This is a genomic window from Streptomyces sp. WAC 06738 (genome assembly GCF_003945505.1).
Lineage (GTDB): Bacteria > Actinomycetota > Actinomycetes > Streptomycetales > Streptomycetaceae > Streptomyces.
Genome location: NZ_CP029618.1, coordinates 6,106,198 through 6,129,345, shown reverse-complemented (window position 1 = coordinate 6,129,345; position 23,148 = coordinate 6,106,198). Strand labels below are relative to the sequence as shown.

Sequence of the window (23,148 nt, the reverse complement as noted above, 5' to 3'; positions counted from 1 at the left end):
GCGCATGGACCAGACCTTGCCCCCGGCGCGCCGGGGGTGTCAAGTTCGTGGAACCCGGGTCTCACTATGTGAGCGCAATGGCCGATGCATCCTCTTCCGGCAGCGCGAACGCTCCCAGGGCCAGTGCGTCCCGTACTCGCTCCTCCTCCAGTGGTTCGCAGTAGGCCATGCCCTGCGCGTGCCGGCAGCCCAGCGCGCGCAGTACCTCGGCCTGCTCGGGCAGGTCGACTCCCTCGGCGGTCGAGTCCAGGCCCAGCTCGCCGGCGATGCCGATCATCCCGGCCGCGATGGCACGCAGCCGGGGCGATTCGGCCAGGCCGTCGACCAGGCCGCGGTCCAGCTTGAGCACGTCCACCGGCAGCCGGCGCAGCGCGGCGATGGCGGCGTGGCCGCTGCCGAAGCCGTCGAGCGCGATGCGCACGCCGAGGCGGCGCAGCGCCACCAGGCGCCGCTCCAGCTCGTCCATGCCGGCCCGGGCGTCGCTGTCGGCGACCTCGATGGTCAGCGCGCCGGGCGGCAGCCCGTGCCGCATCAGCAGCGCCTCCACCAGTTGCGGGGACATGCTCCGGTCGGTGAGCCGGGCGGCGGACATCCGTACGGTCACGGGGATGCCCATGCCCGCCTCGTACCGCGCGGCGGCCTGCTCGACCGTCGCCTCCAGCAGCCAGCGCGCCAGCTCCGCGGTACGGGCCCGGTCCTGCCCGCTGCCGCGCCCGCCGGTGTCCGGCGGCCCCTGCATGAACTCGGCCGGCGTGTGCACGATGCCCTGCGCCGAGCGCCAGCGCGGCTGCGCCGACAGCGCCGCCAGCCGCCCGCTCGACAGCTCCACCACCGGCTGGTGGACGAGCGTGAACTGCCCGTCGTCCAGCGCGGAGCGCAGCCGGTTCGCCATCTCTATCCGGCGCACCACCTCGGCCTGCATCTGCGGCGCGTACAGCTCGACGCGCGCCTTGCCCGCCTGCTTGGCGCGGTACATCGCCAGGTCGGCGTTGCGCATCAGCTCCGCGGGCGTGCTGCCGGGCTCGGCGAAGGCCACGCCGATGCTGGCCGCGACCCGCACCTCGACGCCGCCCGCCGTGTACGGCTCGGAGAGCCGCACCCGCAGCCGGTCGGCGACCTCGCGGGTGCGGCGCTCGCGCCCGGCGCCGTCGGACCGGTTCTCGCCCGCGGCGCCGCCGACGAGCAGCACCGCGAACTCGTCGCCGCCGAGCCGGGCCGCCGAGTCCCCGGAGCGGATCGACTCCTGCAGCCGGCGGCCGGCCTGGATGAGCAGTTCGTCCCCGGCGGCGTGGCCCACGGTGTCGTTGACCGCCTTGAAGCCGTCGAGGTCGATGAAGAGCACGGCCGCGTTCGCGTCCCCGGCCCGCCGGCCGCCGAGGGCGTGGCCGACGCGCTCGGTGAAGAGCGCCCGGTTCGGCAGGTCGGTGAGCGCGTCGTGGGAGGCGCTGTGCTGCAACTGCGCCTGGAGCCGGACGCGCTCGGTGACGTCCCGGGAGTTGAAGATCAGGCCGTTGTGGTGCCGGTTGACCGTCGACTCGACGTTCAGCCAGCCGTCCTCGCCGTAGCCGCCCTCGCCGGCGCGGGCGCCGCGGCGGCCCCGGCCGGCCCGGAAGCGGCACTCGATGCGGATCGAGCGCGCCCCGCCGGGCGGCGCCGACAGGAACCGGCGCACCTCGTGCAGCACCCGGCCCAGGTCGTCGGGGTGGATGAGCCCGGCCAGCTCGCAGCCGACCAGCTCCTCCGGGTCCGTGCCGTAGACGCCCTGGGCGGCCGGGCTGACGTAGCGCAGCACGCCGGACGGCGCCGCGATCATGATGACGTCACTCGACCCCTGCACCAGCGAGCGGAAGTGGTTCTCCTTCTGGGCCAGCTCCTGGGTGAGGCTGATGTTGTCCAGCAGCATGATCGCCTGGCGGACGACCAGCGCCAGCACGACCGTGCACGCGGTCATCAGCACCACGCGGTCGACGCTGCGGCCGTCCAGCAGGTTGTAGAGGATCCCCAGCGTGCAGACCCCGGCCGCGAGATACGGCGCGAGCGCGCCGATGTGCCCGGCGATGGGGCGGCCGCGCTCCTTCTGGCCGGGCTCCTCGGCCTCCTCCGCCTCCTCGGCCCTGCCGACCCAGGGGGCGTACGCGAGGAGCACCGAGCCGGCGAACCAGCCGGCGTCCAGCAACTGCCCCGAGCGGTACTGCTCCTGGAGCAGCGGCGAGGTGAACAGCGCGTCGCACAGCACCGTGAGCACCAGCGCGCCGATCGCCGTGTTGATCGCGGAGCGGCCGGCCGCGGTGCGCCGGAAGTGCAGCGCCAGCACCATGCTCACCAGCACGATGTCCAGCAGCGGGTACGCGAGTGAGAGCGCGACCCGCGGCACCGACTCGTCGTCCCCCGCGGCGTGCGCCAGGGCGAGCGTCCAGGAGATGGTGAGCAGGGAGCCGCCGATGAGCCAGGTGTCCAGGCCCAGGCAGATCCAGCCCGCTCTGCTCACCGGCCGCCGGGCCAGCACCAGCAGTCCGATGACCGCCGGCGGCGCGAAGAGCAGGAAGAAGAAGTCCGCCACGGACGCCTCGGGCAGCGGGCGCCGGAGCACGACCTCGTACCAGCCCCAGATCCCGTTGCCGATGCCCGCCATGGCGGACGAGACGCCGAACATGAGCCAGGCCGGCCGGAAGCGGCCCTGGCGGATACGCGCGTAGTAGAGACACGAGAAGGCGGCCGCGAACGCCGCCGCGCTCAGCCCGAAGTCCCCCATGATCAGGGCGATCCGGGAAGAGCCCCAGCCCAGAGCGGCACCGGTGGCATACCCCGCGCAGAGCACCGCGAGGACCAGCTGGGGTACGAACCCCGCGGGCAACGGCGGCCTGGGCACCACCGCCCCGATCGACGCGGTCACCGCGCCCCCCGGCTGCCGGGAGCCGGCCCCGTCCGCGGCCGCGCCGCGACGCCGGCTCTCAGGACCGGGAGGCGCGCGGGACTACCGCGCTGCCCGCGTCCCGGAAAGGATTTCCACTTGCCGTGCATGTGCCCATCGCCCCCCTCGATATCGGATGCGCCGCCGGCAGCGGGCCGGCCACGTTGACGTCGGGAGCAATCCCCGCTGCGGACGATACACCAGGTTCGTCACGCAGGGACATACTTCCTCTACGGAGCGTAACTAAAACCGAGAGTTGTCTGTCAACTACGTAGAGTGTTCATGCGGTTGTCCATCAGGCAACGGCGACCACGTGCTCCACCGGTTCACCTGCGGCGAACCGCCGCAACTGGGCACGCAGCAGCCTCTCCGCACGCGGCCGGAAGGCGGACGTGGGCCCGCCGGTGTGCGGGCTGATCAGCACTCCCGCTGCGTGCCACAGCGGGTGTCCCGGCGGCAGCGGCTCGGGGTCCGTCACGTCGAGCGCGGCCCGCAGCCGGCCCGGTGTCACCTCGTCCAGCAGGGCCTTCGTGTCGACGACGGCACCGCGGGCGACGTTCACGAGCAGCGCGCCGTCCTTCATCCGGGCCAGGAACCCGGCGTCGACCAGGCCGCGGGTGGCGTCGGTCAGCGGGGTCGTCACGATCACCACGTCGGCGGCGGGCAGCAACTCCCCTACGCCGTCGAGGGCGTGGACGGGACCGCGCGGTGTGGTGCGCGGGGAGCGCGCGATGCGTATGACCCGCTCGCACTCAAAGCCCGCAAGCCGGTCTTCCACCGCGCTTCCGATGGCGCCGTAGCCGAGGATCAGCACGGTCTTGTCGGCGAGCGACGGGTGGAAGCCGCCGCGCCACTCCTCCGCGTCCTGGTTGCGCACGAAGTCGGGGATGCCGCGCAGCGAGGCGAGGGTGAGCGCGAGCGCCAGCTCCGCGGTCGACGCCTCGTGCACGCCGCGGGCGTTGCACAGCCGGGTCCCCGGCGGCAGCGTGGAGAGCCTGGGCAGGAAGTCGTCGACCCCGGCGGTGAGCGTCTGCAGCACCTTCAGCGCCGTCATCCGCGGCACCGGGTCGTGCGTGATCCGGCGCATGTAGGGGGCCACCAGGAACACGCAGTCCGCCGGGTCCGCGGGGAACCCGGGCTCGGCGTCCCAGTGGACGTAGTCGAGTTCCGGCGGCAGACCGGTGATCTCGTCCGGCGGAATCGGCAGCCACACCTGTCCATCGCTCATGGGCACGAGGCTAGGTGATCGACGCGGGCGCGCGGGGTGTGAGGGGGGCGTGCGGCGGCCGGAGGCCGCCGGCCGGGTGTCGGCGCCAGGGTCTAGTGTGCCTTGCGTGGAGCGCAGGACGATCGGGGCGGCGGCCCTGGAGGTGGGCGCGGTCGGCCTCGGCTGCATGCCGATGAGCTGGGCGTACAGCACGTCGCGGCAGCAGGGCGACGAGTCCGTACGGGCCGTGTGCGCGGCGCTCGACGCCGGCGTGAGCCTGCTGGACACCGCCGACATGTACGGGCCGTTCACCAACGAGCTGCTGGTCGGCCGGGTACTCAAGGAGCGGCGCGCGGACGCGTTCGTCTCCACCAAGGTCGGCCTCCTCGTCGGCGAGCAGCACGTCGTCGCCAACGGCCGCCCGGCGTACGTCAGGCGCGCCTGCGACGCCTCGCTGCGCCGGCTCCAGACCGACGTCATCGACCTGTACCAACTGCACCGCGAGGACCCCGAGGTGCCGGTCGAGGAGACCTGGGGCGCGATGGCCGAGCTGGTGGCGGCGGGCAAGGTGCGCTCGCTGGGGTTCTGCGCGGTCGGCGCGCGGGCGGACCGCCGGGCGGGCGGCGGGATGTACGACGCGACGATCCGCCGGCTGGGCCGGGTGCAGCAGGTGTTCCCGGTGAGCAGCGTGCAGGCGGAGCTGTCGGTCTGGTCGCCGGAGGCGCTGGCGAGCCTGCTGCCGTGGTGCGAGGCGCGGCAGGTCGGGTTCCTCGCGGCGATGCCGCTGGGGCACGGGTTCCTCACCGGCACGCTGACGCCGGGGCAGGGCTTCGAGCCGGACGACATACGGGCCAGGCACCCGCGGTTCACCGCCGAGATGATGGCGGCGAACCAGCCGGTGGTCGCCGGGCTGCGCCGGGTCGCCGAGCGGCACGGCGCGACGCCGGCGCAGGCGGCGCTGGCATGGGTGCTGGCGCAGGGGGCGCACGTGGTGCCGGTGCCGGGGGCGAAGCGGGCGCGATGGTCGGTGGAGAACGCCGCGGCGGCGGGGCTGCGGCTGGGGCCGGCGGACCTGGCGGAGATCGCGGCGCTGCCGCCGGCGCAGGGGTCGTGGGAGTAGCCGCGCGGACGGCCTTCCGGCCGGGGCCCCGGGCGGCGGTGCGTACGCGTGCGGGCGGGCGGGCTCGTACGGACGCGTGACGCTCGTCCGTACGGGCGGGAACGCCCCACCGGCGCGCGGTGTACGCCCGGTTGTGATGTGCTGGGTACGTTCCGGCCGCCGCCCGCCGAAGGAGAACCGTCCCGTGAGAGCCCGCGCCTTCACCGCCGTGGCCGCCGCCGCACTCGTGCTCGCCGCAGGCTGCTCGTCGGGCGACGACGACGGCTCCGGCGGGAAGGACGCGGCGTCCTCCACCGCGCCCGCCGGCAGCGGCGGCGCCACCGACGGGGGCGAGCCGCCACCGGCCAAGGGCTCCGCGAAGGTCGTCGGCACGGTCGCCGAGAACCTGGAGACCCCGTGGGGCCTGGCCGAGCTGCCCGGCGGCGACCTGCTGGTCTCCTCCCGCGACACCGGCACCGTGTACCACGTGGCGGCCGGGGGCGGGAAGGTCACCGAGGCCGGCGAGGTGCCGGGCGTGCAGCGCGAACCGGGCAACGAGGGCGGCCTGCTGGGACTCGCGCTCGGCGCCGACGAGATGCTCTACGCCTACGTCACCTCCGACAGCGACAACCGCATCGTACGGATGACGTACGACTCGGACGGGCCGGAGGGCAACCGGCTGGGCGCGCCGGACACCGTCTTCCGCGGCATCCCCAAGGGCGGCCGGCACAACGGCGGGAGGATCGCGTTCGGCCCGGACAGGATGCTGTACGTGGGCACCGGCGAGGCCGGCGACCCGGCGCTGGCACAGGACAAGGACTCGCTGGGCGGCAAGATCCTGCGGATGACGCCCGACGGCGAGCCGGCGCGTGGCAACCCGGAGGCGGGCTCGGTGGTGTACTCGTACGGCCACCGCAACGTGCAGGGGCTGGCCTGGGACGACGACAAGCGGCTGTGGGCGGCGGAGTTCGGCGACCAGAAGTGGGACGAGCTGAACCTGATCGAGCCGGGGAAGAACTACGGCTGGCCCGAGGTCGAGGGCAAGGAGAACCGCGACGGCTTCGTCGACCCCGTCGTGCAGTGGCCCACCCCGGACGCCTCGCCGAGCGGCATCGCGTTCGCGGACGGGTCGATCTGGATGGCGTCGCTCCGCGGCGAGCGGCTGTGGCGGATCCCGCTGGACGGCACGAAGGCGGCGGCGGACCCGCAGGCGTTCTTCGACGGCAGGTACGGGCGGCTGCGCACGGTGCAGCGGGCGTCCGACGGCGACCTGCTGCTGATGACCAACGAGACGGACCTGCGCGGCACGCCGGAGAAGGGCGACGACCGCATCCTGCGGCTGGAGGTCAGCTAGGCCCTTGGGGAACGCGTACGCCAGGAGGCGTACGCGGGCGTGCGGGCCGGGGCGGGACTCAGGCGCCCTCGAAGAGCCGCAGCCGGTGCGCGACCGCCGCCGCCTCACCCCGCGCCGCCACCCCCAGCTTCGCCAGGATGTGGGATACGTGCACGCTCGCCGTCTTCGGCGAGATGAACAGTTCCTCGGCGATCTGCCGGTTGCTCCGCCCCGCCGCCACCAGCCGCAGCACGTCCGCCTCCCGGGCCGTCAGCCCCAGCGACTCCGCCGGATCCTCCGGTTCCGCCGGGGCGGCGGCCGCGGTGAAGGCGATCCGGGCGCGGGCCGCCAGGGCCTCCGCGTCGCGGACGAGCCCGGCCGCGCCGAGGTCCCTCGCCGTGTCGTACGCGAGCCGTAGCGCCCGCGCCGCGCCGTCCCGGGCTGCGGCCGCGGCCTGGCCGCCCGCGAGCACCGACTCCGCCCAGCGGTAGCGGGTCACGGCCTGCTCGTACGGCCACTCCAGCTCCGCCCACGCCGCCTCGGCCTCCGTCCAGCGGGCCGTCGCGTCGCGGCCCTCGGCCGCGCACAGCTCCGCCTCCGTCATCAGCGCCAACGCCTCCCACGGCGGCGCGAACCGCGGCAGGTTGCGCATCGCCGCGCGGATCGCGGCCAGCGCCGCGGGCCGGCCCGTCTCGGCCGCGGGCAGCCCCCGCAGCCGGGCCTCGGCGGCGGCCGTGGCGTACAGCAGCGGCCAGGCGTAGCGCTGCATGCCCAGCCGCAGCCCGTCGCCGACGGCCTGCCCGAACGCGGCCCGCACCTCGGCGACCCGCCCCTCCGCGGCGGCGAGGCGGATCGTCATCTCGGCCCGCGGCAGCTCGTACTGCGGCTGCCGGTCGCCGCCGAACTCGTCGCGGGCCGCGGCGAGTTCGCCCTGTGCCGCGGCGTGGTCGCCGCGCAGCAGCGCCAGCAGCGCACGGAGAGACAGCGCGCTGCCGCGCAACTGCGTGCTGCGCGCGGTGCGGAACTGCGCGTCCACGGCCTCCTCCGCCTCGGCCCAGCGGCCGAGCGACAGCAGCGCGGTGGCGCGGTTGCCGTGGCTGAGGGAGAGGAACGTGGCCAGACCGGAGTCGGCGAGCATCTCGACCGCCTCGTCGGCGGCGGCCACCGACTCCGCGGACCTGCCGACGCCTTCGAGGGCCGAGGGCAGGTTCGCGTACGCCCGGGCCGCGGCCACCACCAGGCCATCGGCCACCGCCCGTTCCCGTACCGCGTGGAACTCCGCGATGCCGCCCTCGACATCGCCGGAGTCGACCATCATCCAGGCCCGCGGGATGCGCACGGTCAGCTCGGTCTCCTCGGCGCCGACCAGCCGGGCGAGCTGCACGGCGCGCTCCGCGGCCTCGATGGCGCCGCCGCCGGGTGCATGGATCGCCTGCCAGTCGGCGACCTCGGCGAGCACCTGCGCGTGCACCGGCGACGGCGGCAGGCCGCGGACCAGTTCCTGCGCCCGGTCCAGGTCCGCCCAGCCGTCGCCGCGGCCGAGGCCCTGGATGCAGCGGGCGCGCTCGAGGCGGAACCACGCGGCGCGCAGCGGTGCCCGGCTGCCGAGCAGCCGCAGCGCCCGGTCGCCGAGCGTGAGGGCCCGGCCGAACGCGGACGCGAGCCGGGCCGCGAACACCGTCTCGGCCAGCAGGTCGGCGAACTCGGGCTCCTCGGCGCGCGGGTAGGCGCCGCCGGAGTCCGGCACGGTACGGGAGGCGGGCGGCGCCTCGTCCCACAGCGCGACGGCCCGCTCCAGCAGCGCGAGCTGGTCGGCGAAGGCGTGCCGGGCGCGGGCGTCCGCGGCGGCGGCGAGGACGGCGGGCAGGGCGCGGGCGGGATCGCCGGCCAGATACCAGTAGCCGGCCAGCCGCGCGGGGCGCTCGTCGGCCCGTACGAGGGCGGGGTCGGCCTCCAGCGCCTCGGCGAAGCGGCGGCTGAGGCGGGCGCGTTCGCCGGGCAGCAGGTCGTCGGAGACGGCCTCGCGCATCAGGGCGTGCCGGAAGCGGTACGCGTCCACCCGCTCGTCCGCCGGGAGCAGCACCCCGGCGCCGATGGCGGTGCGCAGCGCGTCGAACAGCGCGTCCTCGCCGAGCCCGGAGACGGCGGCGAGCAGCGCGGTGTCGACGCGGTCGCCGCCGACCGCGGCCAGCGCGACGATCCGGCGGGCGGGGTCCGGCAGCGCCTCGGCCCGTACGAGCAGCAGGTCGCGCAGCGACTCGCCGATGCCGCCCGCGGGGCGCCCGGCGACCGCGCCGCCCCTGCCGCCCGTGCCGGCGCCGAGGCCCGCGGCCAGTTCCTCGACGAAGAACGCGTTGCCGTCCGAGCGCCCGTAGACCTCCGCCACCAGGTCCTCCGGGGGCTCGCCGCCGCGCAGCCCGGCGAGCTGGCTGCGCACCTCGTCGCGGCTGAACCGGGCCAGCTCGAACCGGCGGACGCCGCGCAGCCGGTCCAGCTCGGCGAGGCCGGGGCGCAGCGGGTGGCGGCGGTGCAGGTCGTCGGAGCGGTAGGTGGCGACGACGAGCAGCCGGGCGGCCTGGACGGAGCGCAGCAGGTAGCCGAGGAGTTCGCGGGTGGAGTGGTCGGCCCAGTGCAGGTCCTCGACGACCAGCACGAGCACCCGCTCGCCGGCCAGCTTCTCCAGCATCCGGGCGGCCAGCTCGTACAGCCGCGCCCGCCCGGCCTCGCCCTGGGCGGCCGCCGGCAGGTCGGGGATCGGCCCCAGCTCGGGCAGCAGCCGGGCCAGCTCGCCCTCCTGCCCGGCGACGGCCTCGTCCAGCCGGTCGCCGAGGCGGCGGCGCAGGGCGCGCAGCGCGGTGGAGAAGGGCGCGAAGGGCAGGCCGTCGGCGCCGGACTCGATGCAGTTGCCGACGGCGGTGACCGCACCCGCGGCCTCGGCGCGCGCCAGGAACTCCTCCACCAGCCGGGACTTGCCGACGCCCGCCTCGCCGCCGACGAGCACGGCGCACGGCTCCCCCGCGGCGGCCCGCTCGTACGCCTCCGTCAGCGCGCCCAGCTCCGCGGCGCGGCCGACGAAGACCCGGACGCCGGTACGCGTGCCGGCGTCCGCGCCTGCCGGCTCCAGGGGCTCCGGGGACTCCACGCGACCGAGCATCGCACGTCACGCGGCCGGGCGCGGCGCCGGCCCGGAGGTCGCCGGGGAACCGGGCGCGGCCGGGGCCGCGGGGGGCCGCTGGGGGCCGTAAGTGGGGGTCCTCGGGGCCCGTAAGAGGGGCCTTAGGCCGCGGGGCCCGGCCGGGGCGGGCATCTAAGGCGCCGGGCGCGGAGAGATGAGGAAGTCGCCCGATGCGCCGCACCCCCCTGGGAGACGAGTCTTGAGGCACAGGGAGAACACGGCGAGGAAGCCGACTCACAGGGGAGCGAATATGTACGACTACGAGATCCACCGGGCCAGGTCCGCCGAGCTGCGCCGCGAGGCGGAGCAGTACCGGATGGCACGCGGCGCCACCGCCGCCCGCCGGGCGCGCCGCCGCGGCGCGGCCGGCGACCCGGGCGGGGCCGCCGCCCGCCGCGGGAGCTGGGTGAAGGCGGCCTGAGGATGGCCGCCCCGCCGGCACCTGTCGCCGGGGCCGAGGCGCATGACATCCTCGGCGGCGTGAGAGCCGTCCGCCTCAGCCCCGTACTCGCCGGGCGCACGGAAGAACTCAAGACGCTCGACGCCGCGCTCGCCCGCGCTTCCGCGGGCGAGCCGCAGGCGTTCGTCGTCGCGGGCGAGGCCGGGGTGGGCAAGACCCGCCTGGTGGAGGAGTTCCTGGCCGCGGCGCGGGCCGCGGGCGCGGTGACCGCGGCCGGCGGCTGCGTCGAGCTGGGCGCGGACGGGCTGCCGTTCGCCCCCTTCACCACCGCCCTGCGCGCCCTCCAGCGCGAGCTGGGCGACGAGGCGATCGCCGCGGCCGTCGGCGGCCGCGAGGAGGAGCTGTCCCGGCTGCTGCCCGACTCCTCGTACGCGCCCCCGGCCGGTGCCCCGCCGCACGAGCGCGACGGCCGCACCCGCCTCTTCGAGCTGACCGCGCAGAGCCTGGAGCGGCTGGCCGCGGAGCGCACCGTCGTCCTCGCCCTGGAGGACCTGCACTGGTCCGACCGCTCCACCCGCGAGCTGCTCTCCTTCCTCTTCCGCACCATGCAGGCCACCCGGCTCGTGGTGCTGGCGACGTACCGCTCCGACGACATCCACCGCCGCCACCCCCTGCGCCCGTTCCTCGCCGAACTGGACCGGCTGCGCTCCGTGCGCCGCATCGAGCTGGCCCGGCTCAGCCGCGACGAGGTCGCCGCCCAGCTCACCGGCATCCACGGCACCGTGCCGGCGCCCACCCACGCCGACGACATCTTCCGGCGCAGCGAGGGCAACCCCTTCTTCGTCGAGGAGCTGTCGGCCAACCCCGACTGCAGCCTCAGCGAGTCGCTGCGGGACCTGCTGCTCGTCCGGGTCGAGCGGCTGACCGAGCCCGCCCAGCGGGTGGTACGGGTCGCCGCCGAGGCCGGCAGCCACGCGGAGCACGCGCTGCTCTCCGCGGTCACCGGCGAGGGCGAGGACGCGCTGCTGGAGTCGCTGCGCGAGGCCGTCGCCCACAACGTGCTCGTACCCGACGAGGACGGCGAGTCGTACCGCTTCCGGCACGCGCTGCTGCGCGAGGCGGTCCGCGACGACCTGCTGCCCGGCGAGCGCTCCCGGCTCAACCGCCGCTACGCGGAGGTGCTCCAGGCCGACCCCACGCTCGTCCGGGCCGAGCAGCGGCTCACCCGCATCGCCCGCCACTGGCACCACGGCCGGGACAGCACGCGGGCGCTGCCCGCGGTGCTGGCCGCGGCGGTGGAGGCGCGCTGCCGGCACGCCTTCGCCGAGCAGTACGAGCTGCTGAAGCGCGCGATGGAGCTGTGGGACGACGTACCGCGGGAGATCCGCGCCCGGCTGCGGCCCGCGGACCGCATCGAGGACTTCGAGACGGGCGCGGCGGACACCCCCCTCACCGAGCTGGACCTGCTCGCCGAGACCGTCGTCGCCGCCCGGCTCGCGGACGAGCGGGAACGGGCCCTGGCGCTCACCCGGCGCGCGCTGGAGGCCATCGACGAGGCCGCGGAGCCGCTGCGCGCGGCGTGGTTCTGGGTGCAGCGGCACTGGCTGGTGGAGGACCTCGCGCGCGGCGACGGCCGCGCGGAGCTGGACCATGCGCTGCGGCTGGTACGCGACCTGCCGCCGTCGCGGGTCCCGGCGCTGGTGCTGACGGCCGCGGCGAGCTGGGAGATGCTGCACCGGCCGGGCCGGCCCGAGGGGCTGGCGGCGGCCGAGCTCGCGGTACGTACCGCCGCGGCGGCCGGCGAGGAGAACCTGGAGCTGAACGCGCAGGTGACCCTGGGCATCCACCTGGAGGACTCCGGCCGGGAGGAGGTGGGCGTGGGCATCCTGCGCGAGGCCCGCGACCGGGCCCGGCGCAGCGGCGACTACACGGCGGCGGCGCGCGCGGAGCTGAACCTGGCCGCGGCGCTGGAGAACCTGGGCCGCTCCCGGGAGGCGGCGGAGGTCGCCGCGGACGCGGCGCGGGCGGCGGCGAGCCGCGGGCGGCGCGACAAGGTGGCCTTCTCGCTCGGCAACCAGGTGGACTCCCTGGTGGCGATGGGCCGTTGGGACGAGGCGGAGCGCGTCGCCGACCGGGCGGAGCGGGACGCGGTCGTCGCCCTGACGTACGGCAACCTCGTCCAGGCCCGCGCCCGTCTCGCGCTCTTCCGCGGCGACGTGGCGCGGGCGGAGGCGCTGCTGGCCACCGCCCGCGACCGGCTCGGGCCGCAGCAGACGCAGCCGCAGATGGCGATCCCGCTGAGCACGCTGACGGCGTCGGTCGCGGCGGCGCGCGGCGACCTGACGGGCGCCCGCGAGGAGGCCGCCCGCACCGTCGACGCCGGTCTGGCGCCGGGCGTGCACCGGTACGCGTGGCTGCTGCTGGAGGTGGCGGCGGAGGCCGAGGGGGACGGGCGGCGGGTGCCGGCGTTCGCCCGGGGCACCGCCGCGGCGCTGGCGCGGATCCGTACGGCGGCGGCGGGGCTCTCCTGCTCGGCGCCGGTGTGGGCGGCGCACGCGCTGCTCCTGCGCGCGCAGTTGGCCCGCGCCGCGGGCGACCCCGACCCGGCGCCGTGGGCCGCGGCGGCGGCCGCGTTCGAGCCGCTGGACCGGCCGTACGAGCTGGCCCGGGTGCGGCACCGGTGGGCGGAGGCGCTGCTGGCCGCCGGCGACCGGGAGGGCGCCGCGCCCCTCCTCGCCGACGCCCACGCGACGGCCGGCGCCCTGGGCGCGGTCCCCCTGCGCACGGCGGTCACGGCGCTTGCCTCCCGCGCCCGGGTGTCCCTCGGCGGCCCGGACCCGGCCCCGGCGGACCCGGTGCGGGCGCTGGGGCTCACGTCGCGGGAGCAGGAGGTGCTGCGGCTGGTGACGGCGGGACGCAGCAACCGCCAGATCGCCGAGGAGCTGTTCATCTCGCCGAAGACGGCGAGCGTGCACGTGTCCAACCTGATGGCCAAACTCGGCGTCTCCGCCCGCGGCGAAGCCGCCGCGACGGCCCACCGCCTCCGGCTCTTCGAGGACGCGTAGGACGGACGGCCGCGACCCGCCGCCCGGCTCCGGCCGAGGTGGTGGCTGCGGCTCTAAGGCACCTGAGGCCCCCGGCGGCGCGAATCCCCGGGGGCCTTAGGCGTGTACGCGCGCGTAGGCGCCCCGGGTAAGGCGGCGGGCGCCCGGAGATGCGGAAGTCTCCCGATGTGGCGGACCCCCCTGGGCCGCGAAGCTGGAATCACACCGCAGGAGACCAGCCGGAACGCAGGGGAGAACGAGATGTTCGCATACCAGATGCACGAGACCCGCTCCGCCGACCTGCGCCGCGAGGCGGCGCAGTACCGCCTCGCCCGCGAGGCCGCCGTGGCCCGCCGGGAGCAGCGCCGGGCGGCCCGCCGGGCGCGCGTCCTGGCCCGCTGGGTGAAGGCGGCCTGACGTGCCGTACGGTGCGGCGGATCGCCGTACGGTCCGGGCCGCGCGGAGACGGGATCCCGCCGCGGGACCCGGGGACCCCGGGCGGCCGGCCGCTGCCCCGCCGGGCAGCGGCCGCCGCCCCCACCGAAGACCGGACCTGGACCCACGCGCCCGGACCGGACCAGAGAGCGCCCACCCGCGCACCGCGGGCCGGGCGCTCTCGTCGTCCGCGGCCCCTCCCCCGCGGCTTCGCCGTGCTGCCCCCGTGTCGTAAGGCTGTGCGATGCTCTCCACTGTGACGATCTCGTGCGTGAGCCCCGTGCTCGTCGGCCGGGCCGACGAGCTGCGCTCCCTCGGCGCCGCCCTGGAGCGGGCCGGTGCCGGCGCGCCGCAGGCCCTGCTGGTCGGCGGCGAGGCCGGGGTGGGCAAGACCCGGCTGGTGGAGGAATTCGCCGGCCGCGCCGAGCGGGCCGGCGCCGTGGTGGCCGTCGGCGGCTGTCTGGAGCTGGGCGCCGAGGGGCTGCCGTTCGCGCCGTTCGCCACCGCGCTGCGCGCGCTGCACCGCGCGCTCGGCGACGAGCTGGTGCGGGCCGCCCGCGGCGGCGAGGCCGAGCTGGCCCGGCTGCTGCCCGAGCTGGCGGGCGCCGGTGGCGCGGAGGACCCCGGGGACCGGCACGACGTCGAGGCCAAGGCCCGGCTCTTCGAGCACGCCGCCCGGCTGCTGGAGAAGCTGGCCGCCGAGCGGACGGTCGTGCTGGTGCTGGAGGACCTCCACTGGTCGGACCGCTCCACCCGCGAGCTCTTCGGCTACCTCATCCGGTCCTTGCAGGGCGCCCGCGTCGTGCTGCTGGGCACCTACCGCTCGGACGACATCCACCGCCGCCACCCGCTGCGCCCCTTCCTCGCCGAGCTGGAGCGGCTGCGCACGGTGCAGCGGCTGGAGCTGGCGCGCTTCTCCCGGCAGGAGGTGATCGGCCAGCTCACCGCGATCCGCGGCGCCGGGCCGCTGCCCCACCTGGTGGACACGATCTTCCAGCGCTCGGACGGCAATCCCTTCTTCGTCGAGGAGCTGACCGCCCTGCTGGACTGCGGCGGCTCGCCGGACGCGCTGTCGGAGTCGCTGCGCGACCTGCTGCTCGTCCGGGTCGAGGCGCTGCCGGAGGCGACGCAGCGGGTGCTGCGGACCGCCGCGGAGGCCGGCTCGACCGTGGAGTTCGGGCTGCTGCTCGCGGTGTCGGGGCAGGACGAGGAGGAGCTGATCGAGGCGCTGCGGCCCGCGGTCGACGCCGGCATCCTGATGCCCGCGGCGGGCGGCCCCGGCGCCGACAGCTACCGCTTCCGGCACGCGCTGCTCCGCGAGGCCACCGGAGACGACCTGCTGCCCGGCGAGCGCTCCCGGCTGCACCGGCGCTACGCGGAGGCGCTGGCGGCCGATCCCTCGCTGGTCCGCCCGGAGGAGCACGCCGCCCGGCTGGCCAGCCACTGGTACGCGGCCCGCGACCCGGCCCGGGCACTGCCCGCCGCGCTCAAGGCGGCCGACGAGGCGGGGATGCGGCACGCGTTCGCCGAGCAACTGGCCCTGCTGCGGCGGGCCGTCGAGCTGTGGGACGAGGTGCCCGAGGAGCAGTTGCGCGAGCTGCCCGCGGCGCGCTACGCCGAGTCGTATCCGCTGTGCCGCTGCGCCGACCAGCCCCACCTGCACTTCGTCGACCTGCTCGCCGAGGCCGCCGTCGCCGCCCGGCTCGACGACTCGCACGAGCAGGCGCGCACGCTCACCCGCCGGGCGCTGGAGCTGCTCGACGAGGAGGCGGAGCCGGAGCGGGCGGCGTGGTTCTGGCTGGAGCGGCAGTGGCAGGTCGTGAACAGCGGCGGCGCCGACGGCTGGGCGGAGCTGGGCAAGGCGCAGGAGCTGGTGGCGGACCGGCCGCCGTCGCCGGTGAAGGCGGACGTGCTGGCGACGGCCGCGCTCTGGAAGATGCTGCACAGCCCCGACCCGGCGAGCATCCCGCTGGCGGAGAGCGCGGTGGAGCAGGCCCGGCTGGTCGGCGCCGCGGAGGTCGAGCTGCACGCGCGGATCACGCTGGCCACGCTCCGCACCCACGCCGCCGACGTCGAGCGCGGCATCGCCGAGCTGTACGAGCTGCGCGACGCCGCCGACCGCAGCGGGGCCCCGACCGTCATCGGCCGGGCGCACAACAACCTCGCGTCCGTGCTGGAGATGACCGGCAGGTCCCGCGAGGCCATCGAGGCGGCGCGCGGCGGTCTCGCGGCGGCCAGGAAGCAGGGCCTGCGCGACTCGATCGCCTTCATCGGGTGCAACATGGTCGACGCGATGATCTCCGTCGGCGAGTGGGACGCCGCCGAGCAGGACCTGGCCCGGCTGCGGTCGTACGGGGCCCAGGCCCGTACCCGCGCGTTCGCCGGGCTCGCCGCCGCCTGGCTGGCGCTGTACCGCGGGGACGTGGACCGGGCCGGGGAACTGCTCGCCGAGGCGCGCGAGGCCGCGGGCGCGAGCCAGGCGGAGCCGCAGGGCTCGTACCGCATGGTGCAGATCGGGGCGCGGATCCTGATGGAGCGCGGGCGGTACGACGAGGCGCGGGCGATGCTCGCCGAAGGGCTGGTGAAGCTGCCGGAGCTGGGGCACGAGTCGTATCTGTGGCAGCTCCTGGTCTCCGCGGCGGCGGCCGAGGGCGACGCGCGCGGGCTGCCGGGCACGGCGGCGGGCCGCGACGAGCTGCTGGACCGGCTGGAGCGCGCGGCGGGGCAGTTGGACACGCCGACGCCGATCTGGGTGGCGTGGCAGCGGTACTTCGTCGCGGAGCTGGCCCGGGCGCGGGGCGGCTCCGAAGTGGCCCTGTGGGAGGCGGCGGCATCGGCGCTGGAGCCGCTGGAGCGGCCGCACGAGCTGGGCTGGGTGCGTTACCGGTGGGCGGAGGCGCTGCTCGCGGGCGGCGCGGCCGTGCCCGTACGGGAGCGGGCGGCGCGGCTGCTCGGGCAGGCGTACGCGGCGGCCCAGGCGCTGGGCGCGGCGCCGCTGCGCGACGGCGTCGAGCAGTTGGCGGCCCGCGCGCGGATCCCGCTCGCGGCTCCCGGCGATGCGGCGGCGCAGGCGCCGGCGCCCGCCGATCCGGCGGAGGCGCTGGGGCTGACGGCCCGCGAGACGGACGTGCTGCGGCTGGTCACGGCGGGGCGGAGCAACAGGCAGATCGCCGAGGAGCTGTTCATCTCGCCGAAGACGGCGAGCGTGCACGTGTCCAACCTGATGGCCAAACTCGGCGTCTCCAACCGCGGGGAGGCCGCGGCGGTGGCACACCGAATGCGCCTCTTCGAGAGCGCCTGACACCCCCTCGGCTCCACCGGGATGGCGGGCGCCGGTCCGTCCCGGGGGCGGAGGGCCCGGCGGGCACGGTCGCGGGGCGCCGTCCTGCACCGCCCCGGGTTTCCCCGTCACCGTATGGGTCCGGCAGCCGCGCTCCGCGACGCGCGACCCGGCCCGCGGGGGTCAGTCCTCGAAGAGGCGCAGGCGGTGGGCCATCGCGGCCGCCTCGCCGCGGTTCGACACACCCAGCTTCGCCATCAGGTTCGACACGTGCACACTCGCCGTCTTCGGCGCGATGAACAGCTCTTCCGCTATCTCGCGGTTGCTCCGTCCCACCGCCACCCGCCGCAGCACGTCCGTCTCGCGGGCCGTGAGGCCCAGCGACTCCACCGGGTCCGCCGGCGGGCGGGACGCCCTGCCGAGGGGGACGCGGGCGCGGCCCGCGAGGTGTTCCACGGACTCGCGGAGCGGGGCCGCGCCGAGGCGGACCGCCGTCGCGTGCGCCTCGGCCAGCAGCGGGGCCGCGATGTCGCGGGCCGCCGCGCCGCCGCCCGCGGCGCCGGCGAGCAGCGTCTCCGCCCGGCGGTACGCGATGTGCGCCAGCGTGTGCGGGTGGCCCAGCGGCTCGTACGCCGCGGCGGCCGCCGCCCAGACGGCGGGGTCGGCGAGCCCGCGGGCGCGGGCCAGTTCCGCCGCGAAGAGGCGGGACGACGGCGTCCAGGGCGGCCCCTCGGCCGGCAGGACCGCCGCCGCGTCCGCCAGCCGCGCCACGATCTCCGCACGCCGCGCCTCCGGCACCCCCGGCACCCCGGCGACGTCCCCCGCCAGCCGGGCGCCGGCGACCAGGAGCTGCCAGACGTACGCCTCCTGGCCGGAGAGCGGCAGCAGCGCCAGGTGCCGCTCCAGCAGGTCCAGCGCCTCCGGCGCCTTTCCCAGCGTCCACAGGGCGCTCATCTCCACCGCGGCGAAGGGCAGTTCGTACTGCGGCTCGCCGTCGTTGCGCCCCCGGTACCTGCGGGCCGCGGCGATCAGCTCCGGCACCAGCTCGAACTCCCCGCGCAGCAGCGCGAGCTGGGCCCGCCGCAGCGCCACCGACGCGCCGGTGCGGGAGCCGGCCGCGTGCCGCTTCCACTCCTGGCGCATCTGCTCCGCGCGGTCCCACTCGCCCAGCGAGGTCAGCGACTCCACCACGTTGAGCGCGGCGAAGGCCGCGGCGTCGTACAGCCCGCGGCCGTACATGTCCTTCATGCCGGCGAGGCCCGCCTCGACCGCCTCCGCGGACCGGCCGGCCTTCTCCAGCGCGTCGCAGAGGTTGATACACGCGCGGCCCATCTGGCGGTGGGCGCCGCGCTGCCCGGCCAGGTCCCGTATCTCGTACAACTCCGCGATCCAGGCGTCGGAGTCGCCCTTGGCCGAGCGCAGCGTGCACAGCGTGATCCGCGCGCCCAGCTCGACCTCCCCGGCGCCCGCCTGCCTGGCCAGCTCGACGGCGCGCTCGGCGAGGGCCATGCTGTCCAGGTCGGAGGCGTGCAGCAGCTCCCACATCGCCACGTGCGCGAGCACGTCGGCGTGGGTGGCCGAGGCCGGCAGGTCGTGCACCAGCTCGTGCGCCCGGGTGAGCTCCGCGCGGCCGTCGCCGCGGCCGGCGAGCGCGATGAGCTTGGAGCGCTCCAGCCAGAACCAGGCGGCGCGCAGCGGGTCCCGCGTCTCGTCGACGACCTTGAGCGCCTTCTTCACGAACTTCAGCGCCGCCTCCCACTGGTGGTCGAGCCGGGCCGCGAACGCGGCGTGCGCCAGCAGGTCGACCAGGTGCAGCTCGATCTCCTCCGGCCGGTCCCCGCAGCCGCACGGCGGATACGACTCGAGGCCGCCCTGCGAAGGCAGCCCGCGGCGCTCCTCGGGCGACACCTCGTCCCACAGCTCCAGCGCCCGCTCCAGCAGCTTGAGCTGCTCGGCGTAGGCGTGCCGGGCTCGGGTCTCCAGGGCGGCGTGGAGCACGGCGGGCAGGGCCTTGGCGGCATCGCGCGCGTAGTACCAGTAGCTCGCCAGGCGGGTCGCCCGCTCCTCCGCCGCGACCAGCCCGGCGTCGGCTTCCAGGGCCTCCGCGTACCGCCTGCTGAGGCGGGTGCGCTCGCCGGGCAGCAGGTCGTCGAGGACGGCCTCGCGCAGCAGGGCGTGCCGGAAGCGGTACGCCTCGCCCTCCTCGTCGGGCACCAGCACGTTCGCCCCGACGGCGGCGCGCAGGCCCTCGATCAGCTCGTCCTCGGTGAGGCCGGAGACGACGGCGAGCAGGGCGTGCGGGACGCGCGTGTTCCGCGCGGCGAGGCGCACCACGCGCTGGGCGCCCTCGGGCAGCGCCTCGACCCGTACCAGCAGCAGATCCCGGAGGGAGTCGCTGAGGCGGCCCGCGTCCTCGCTGAGGGCCAGCTCCTCGACGAAGAAGGGGATGCCCTCGCTGCGCGCGTACACCTCGGCGGTCAGCTCGCGCTCGGGCTCGGCGACGCCGCGGATGCCGGCGAGCTGGCTGCGCACCTCGTCCTCGCTGAGCCGGGCCAGCTCCAGCCGCTGCACGGAGCGCAGCCGGTCCAGCTCGGCGAGGAAGGGCCGCAGCGGATGGCGCCTGTGGACGTCGTCCGAGCGGTACGTCATGAGGACCACGAGGCGGGCGCCCTGGACCGAGCGGACGAGATAGCCGAGCAGCTCGCGGGTGGAGCGGTCCGCCCAGTGCAGGTCCTCCAGGGCCAGCACCACGGTGCGCCCCGCGGCCAGCCGCTCCAGCAGGCCGACGGTGAGCTCGAAGAGCCGGGCCCGGCTGTCCTGGCCGTGCGGCTCCTCGGTGACCGGGCCCAGGTCGGGGAGGAGCCGGGCGAGCACCGGCTCCTGGCCCGCGGCCAGCTCCGTCAGCTCGGCGCCGACCTTGCGGTGCAGCATGCGCAGCGCCGTGGCGAACGGCGCGAAGGGCAGGCCGTCCGCGCCCAGCTCCAGACAGCCGCCGACCGCGGTGACCGCGCCGGCGCCCTGCGCCGCCTCCAGGAACTCGTCCAGCAGCCGGCTCTTGCCCACGCCTGCCTCGCCCCCCACGAGCAGCACCTGCGGCTCGCCGAGCGCGGCGCGGGCGAGCGCGGCGTCGAGGGTCTTCAACTCGTCATGACGGCCTGCGAACACCGGGCTGATCGTTCGGCTCTGCACGCTGTCGAGCATCGCACGCTGCACTGACAGCGTGGAATCGGTTTTCTCACTGACCGGGCACGGTGGGCAGGCCGGCGAAGACGTCGAAGCGCATGACGGCCGCGATCACCAGCCCGAGCGCGCCCAGCACCACCCCCGCGACGGCCACGGCCCGTACCCACACCACGGGCCGCAGGCCGCTGTCGCCGAACGCCGGGCGGACGAGCACCGCCGCCGACACGATCAGGGCGACGACCGCGGTGAGGCCGTTGAAGAGGGCGATGGTGTGCCAGGGGGTGCCGTACGCGGCGGAGATCTGCTCGGCGGCGGTGCCGTTGGCGGATTCGAGCTGGCCGGTCAGCTCCCTGCGGGCGGAGACGAGGTCGGCCAGCCAGGTGCCGGTGAGCGAGGCGAGGCCCAGGGCGGCGCCCACGATGGCCGCGGCGCCGGCGGCGACGCCGGTGGAGGCGCGGGCGGCGGGGAGCAGTTCGCCGGGCTCGTCGCCGTCGGGGCCCTTCCCGGCCCGGTCGGTCTCATCGGCCCCGTCGGCCTCGGTGTCGTCGCCCTCCGTGTCGTCGTACGCGGCCTCGTCGGCGGCCGGCGCGTCCACCGGGTCCGCGGTCTTCGCGGTGCCGGCGGCCCCCGTGGCGTCCGCGGCGTCGGTCCCGGCGGCGCCGGCCGCCCGGTCGGTCTTCGATAGTGCAGTCATGCCGGGCACCGTAGGCGGCCCGTCTGAGAGGAGTATTAACGAACCGCCGTCTCCTCCGGCAGCCGGATGTGCTCGGCGGCCGCCGGCTCCTCCGGCCCCTCGACGCCGATGTGCGGCAGCCGCTTCTCCAGCCAGCCGGGCAGCCACCAGTTGGCCCGGCCCAGCAGATGCATGAGCGCCGGCACCAGCAGCGTGCGCAGCACGAAGGCGTCCAGCGCCACCGCCGCGGCCAGCGCCACCCCGAACATCGCGATGATCCGGTCCCCGCCCAGCGCGAACGCCGAGAAGACCGCGATCATGATGAGCGCCGCGCAGTTGATGACCCGGCCGGTCTCGGCGAGCCCGACCCGCACCGCCCGCCGGTTGTCGCGGGTCGCCCGCCACTCCTCGTACATCCTGCTGACCAGGAAGACCTGGTAGTCCATCGAGAGCCCGAAGAGCACCGAGATCATGATCACCGGCAGGAACGGCTCGATCGGCCCGGTGGCGCCCAGCCCCAGCAGCCCGGCACCCCAGCCCCACTGGAAGACCGCCACCACCACCCCGAAGGACGCCGTCACGGCCAGCACGTTCATCAGCGCGGCCTTCAGCGGTACGCCCACGCTGCGGAACGCCACCAGCAGCAGCAGGCAGCCCAGCGCGATCACGACGCCGCCGAAGAGCGGCAGCTTGCCGACGATCACCTCGGCGAAGTCGTCCTGGCCCGCCGTGATGCCGCCCACGTGCACCTGCATCGACGTGCCGTCCGCGGCCTCCGGCAGCACGTCCGAGCGCAGCCGGTCCACCAGGTCCGACGTCGCCTCGTCCTGCGGCGCGGTCTCCGGGGTGACGGTGATCAGCCCGGTGCCGCCGCCCTTGCCGTGCACCGCAGCGGTGGCGTCGGCGACGCCCGGGGTGCCGCGCAGCGTCTCGGGCAGCGAGTCGAAGGCGACCCGGTCGCCCGCACCGTCGAGGTGGGCGACGAGCGTGAGCGGGCCGTTGCTGCCGGGGCCGAAGCCCCCGGCCATCATGTCGTACGCCTGCCTGGTGGTGGCGCTCGCGGGATGGTTGCCCTGGTCGGAGCTGCCCAGGTGGAGCGCGGCGACGGGCAGCGCGAGGACGCCCATGAGCACCAGCGCGAGCGCGCCCAGCAGCCGCGGCCGGCGCTCCACCAGACCGGCCCAGCGGGCGGCGAGCCCGCGCGGCACCTCGGGCCGCGGGCCGTTCTCGACGAGCGCGCGCCGCTCGCGGCGGCTGAGGGCCTTCATGCCGATGACGCCGAGCAGCGCCGGCAGCAGCGTGATCGAGGCGGCGACGGTGAGCACGACGGTGAGCGAGGCGGCGACGGCGACGCCGGTGAGGAAGTTCAGCCGCAGCACCAGCATGCCGAGCAGCGCGATGCACACGGTGACGCCCGCGAAGACCACGGCCCGCCCGGCCGTGGCCACGGCGCGTTGCGCGGCCTCGCCCACGGGCAGCCCCTCGCGCAGTCCGCGGCGGTGTCTGGTGACGATGAACAGGGCGTAGTCGATGCCGACGCCGAGGCCGACGAGCATGCCGAGCATGGGGGCGAAGTCGGCGACGGCCATGGCGTGGCCGAGGAGGGTGACGCACCAGTACGCCGTGCCGACGCCTACGAGCGCGGTCGCGATCGGCAGCGCCATCGCGGCGAGCGAGCCGAACGCGACGAAGAGCACGACCGCCGCGACGACCACCCCGACGGCCTCGCCGTAGTGCACGGACGGCGCCTGGAGCAGCCCGGCCCCGGGGCCGCCCACGGCGACCTCCAGACCGTCGCCCGCCGCCGTCCCCGCGGCGTCCACGACCTTGCGGACGTCTCCGGTCGCCAGGTCGTCCACGGCCCCGTCGTAGGTGACGGTGGCGTACGCCGTGCGCCCGTCGGCGCTGACCGCCCCGCCGTCACCGGCGCCGTTCCCGGTGGCGGCCCCCGCCTCGCCGGCGGCGTACGAGCCGTAGGGGCCGCTCACCTCCGAGACCCCCGGCAGCCCGGCGATCTCCGTCAGCGCCGCGTCCACCCGCTCCCTGGTCTGCGCGTCGCCGACCCCGCCGTCGTCGTGCCAGACGACGGAGTCCGCAACGCCGTCCATGCCGGGGAACGCCTCGGCCATGAGCACCTGCGCCCGCCCGGACTCGGTGCCCGGGACGTCGTAGTCGTTCGAGTACGCCGGCCCCAGCAGGGCCGCCGCGACGGCGGTCCCGGCGAAGGCGGCGAGCCAGAGCAGGACGACGAGCAGGCGGCGGCGGAGACACCACCGGGCGAGACCGGACACGGGCGGCTCCCTGGGATATTCACGATCTTTCAGGGAGGTCGGCCCTCAAAGACTCCTGCACCTGCGCTGCCACTGTTACAGGTGCGGGAGATCGTTGGTCCGATGAGTGGCTTTTTT

At 76.2% G+C, this 23,148-nt stretch carries 12 protein-coding genes; 6 read left to right on the top strand and 6 right to left on the bottom strand.

Going from position 1 to position 23,148, the window contains the following annotated elements; all coding sequences use genetic code 11:
- Positions 1-64: 64 nt before the first annotated feature.
- Together DMB38_RS27005 and DMB38_RS27000 are read right to left on the bottom strand one after the other, a co-directional pair.
- Complete coding sequence (locus tag DMB38_RS27005) at positions 65-2,893, bottom strand: EAL domain-containing protein (protein WP_125937335.1); 2,829 nt, start codon at positions 2,891-2,893, stop codon at positions 65-67.
- Positions 2,894-3,206: 313 nt separating this feature from the next.
- Positions 3,207-4,139 carry a 2-hydroxyacid dehydrogenase gene (locus DMB38_RS27000; protein ID WP_240662493.1) on the bottom strand — a complete coding sequence of 311 codons (933 nt, stop codon included), beginning with the start codon at positions 4,137-4,139 and terminating at the stop codon, positions 3,207-3,209.
- 106 nt (positions 4,140-4,245) lie between these two features.
- Between DMB38_RS27000 and DMB38_RS26995 the strand changes: the two genes are divergently transcribed.
- Positions 4,246-5,238 carry an aldo/keto reductase gene (locus DMB38_RS26995; RefSeq protein ID WP_047018273.1) on the top strand — a complete coding sequence of 331 codons (993 nt, stop codon included), beginning with the start codon at positions 4,246-4,248 and terminating at the stop codon, positions 5,236-5,238.
- Between the two features lie 184 nt (positions 5,239-5,422).
- The gene (locus tag DMB38_RS26990; RefSeq protein WP_125937334.1) at positions 5,423-6,571 is read left to right on the top strand and encodes a PQQ-dependent sugar dehydrogenase; all 1,149 of its coding nucleotides are present in this window, start codon (positions 5,423-5,425) and stop codon (positions 6,569-6,571) included.
- A 58-nt stretch (positions 6,572-6,629) separates the two neighbouring features.
- Here the strand turns inward: DMB38_RS26990 and DMB38_RS26985 are convergent, their stop codons facing one another.
- The gene (locus tag DMB38_RS26985) at positions 6,630-9,704 is read right to left on the bottom strand and encodes an AAA family ATPase (protein ID WP_125937333.1); all 3,075 of its coding nucleotides are present in this window, start codon (positions 9,702-9,704) and stop codon (positions 6,630-6,632) included.
- 271 nt (positions 9,705-9,975) lie between these two features.
- Here DMB38_RS26985 and DMB38_RS36255 point away from each other — a divergent pair, with 271 nt between their 5' ends.
- The 4 genes from DMB38_RS36255 to DMB38_RS26970 all read left to right on the top strand — a co-directional run bounded on the left by DMB38_RS36255 (position 9,976) and on the right by DMB38_RS26970 (position 16,905).
- Positions 9,976-10,146, top strand: coding sequence for a hypothetical protein (locus DMB38_RS36255; RefSeq protein WP_164716127.1), 171 nt, complete (start codon positions 9,976-9,978; stop codon positions 10,144-10,146).
- A 2-nt stretch (positions 10,147-10,148) separates the two neighbouring features.
- The gene (locus DMB38_RS26980) at positions 10,149-13,190 is read left to right on the top strand and encodes a helix-turn-helix transcriptional regulator (RefSeq protein ID WP_125937332.1); all 3,042 of its coding nucleotides are present in this window, start codon (positions 10,149-10,151) and stop codon (positions 13,188-13,190) included.
- Positions 13,191-13,430: 240 nt separating this feature from the next.
- The gene (locus DMB38_RS36250) at positions 13,431-13,586 is read left to right on the top strand and encodes a hypothetical protein (RefSeq protein ID WP_164716126.1); all 156 of its coding nucleotides are present in this window, start codon (positions 13,431-13,433) and stop codon (positions 13,584-13,586) included.
- 298 nt (positions 13,587-13,884) lie between these two features.
- The gene (locus DMB38_RS26970; RefSeq protein WP_125939306.1) at positions 13,885-16,905 is read left to right on the top strand and encodes a helix-turn-helix transcriptional regulator; all 3,021 of its coding nucleotides are present in this window, start codon (positions 13,885-13,887) and stop codon (positions 16,903-16,905) included.
- Between the two features lie 162 nt (positions 16,906-17,067).
- Here DMB38_RS26970 and DMB38_RS26965 read toward each other — a convergent pair whose 3' ends face one another.
- Genes DMB38_RS26965 through DMB38_RS26955 form a run of 3 tightly spaced genes read right to left on the bottom strand, consistent with a single transcriptional unit; the run spans position 17,068 to position 23,031 of the window.
- Entirely contained in the window at positions 17,068-20,085 is a 3,018-nt protein-coding gene (locus DMB38_RS26965; protein ID WP_125937330.1) for a helix-turn-helix transcriptional regulator, read from the bottom strand.
- Positions 20,086-20,119: 34 nt separating this feature from the next.
- A complete protein-coding gene (locus DMB38_RS26960) occupies positions 20,120-20,761 on the bottom strand; it encodes a hypothetical protein (RefSeq protein WP_125937329.1) in 642 nt (213 codons plus the stop codon).
- A gap of 35 nt (positions 20,762-20,796) precedes the next feature.
- A complete protein-coding gene (locus DMB38_RS26955; RefSeq protein WP_125937328.1) occupies positions 20,797-23,031 on the bottom strand; it encodes an MMPL family transporter in 2,235 nt (744 codons plus the stop codon).
- Positions 23,032-23,148: the final 117 nt, after the last annotated feature.